Source organism: Klebsiella sp. SWET4 (assembly GCF_024296565.1).
Lineage (GTDB): Bacteria > Pseudomonadota > Gammaproteobacteria > Enterobacterales > Enterobacteriaceae > Klebsiella > Klebsiella variicola.
In genome coordinates this window covers 1-1,045 of record NZ_JANCOB010000066.1, presented here as the reverse complement: position 1 = coordinate 1,045, position 1,045 = coordinate 1, and the positions used below count along the sequence as shown (strand labels likewise).

General features: G+C 71.2%; 2 protein-coding genes. Both read left to right on the top strand.

Translation table 11 applies throughout. From position 1 onward, the window contains the following. A partial coding sequence (locus NKJ21_RS27550) for a response regulator (RefSeq protein WP_254733479.1) occupies window positions 1–574 on the top strand: 574 nt, incomplete at its 5' end. Between the two features lie 66 nt (window positions 575–640). Continuing rightward, window positions 641–1,045: SDR family NAD(P)-dependent oxidoreductase (locus tag NKJ21_RS27545; RefSeq protein ID WP_254733478.1), on the top strand; the 405-nt coding region annotated here is incomplete at its 3' end.

Here is a 1,045-nt window from a genome sequence, read left to right as displayed (position 1 = left end):
CCTGGGCTTGGCGATCTGCCGCGAGCTGGCCCGGGGCATGGGCGGCGAGGTCAGCCTGTTCAGCCGACCCGGCCAAGGCAGCGCGTTCACCGTCTCGGCGCCGCTGCGCAAGATCGCGTCAGCGGCGCCGATCGAAGCGGCCGAACCGCCGCCCGCCCCGCCGCCGCTGCGCTTGCTGGCCGCCGAGGATAATCCGACCAACCAGCTGGTCCTGAGCGCCGTGCTGCGCCAGGTGGGCGTCGAGCCGGTCATGGTCGATAACGGCGCGAAGGCTTTGGAAGCTTGGCGAGATGGCCAGTGGGACGTCGTGCTGATGGATATCCACATGCCCGTCATGGACGGCCTGACGGCGTTGAAGGAGATTCGGCGTCTGGAGGCCGAGCGCGGCTTGCGTCGCACGCCGGTCATCGCCCTGACGGCCAACGCCATGCGCCACCAAGTCGATCATCTGTTGGAGGCCGGCATGGACGACCACGTCGCCAAGCCGATCCGCCGCGAGGCGCTGATCGCGGCGGTGGCCCGCGCCCTGGACGGTCGTCCGCCGGCCGAGATCGCGGAACGCTCCGCCCAATAGGTGACCTGGCGCGCGACACGCGATAGGACGGCGCTTGCTCCCGCTGTCCGGTGAAGGACCTCGCCCATGATCGTTCTCGTGACCGGCGCCACCGCCGGCTTCGGCGCCGCCATCGCCCGCCGTTTCCACGCCGCCGGCCACAAGATCATCGCCGCCGGCCGCCGCGCCGACCGCCTGGAGGCCCTGGCCGCCGAGCTGGGCCGCGAGACCGTCCATCCATTGGTGCTGGATGTGCGCGACCGCGACGCCGTCGCCGCCGCCATCGCCGGCCTGCCGGCCGACTTCGACGAGATCGACCTCCTGGTGAACAACGCGGGCCTCGCGCTCGGCCTGGAGCCCGCCCAGAGCGCCGACCTCGACGCCTGGGACCAGATGGTCGACACCAATGTGAAGGGGCTGATGTACGTCACTCGCGCGGTGCTGCCGGGCATGACGGCGCGCGGTCGCGGCCACGTGATCAATCTGGGTTCG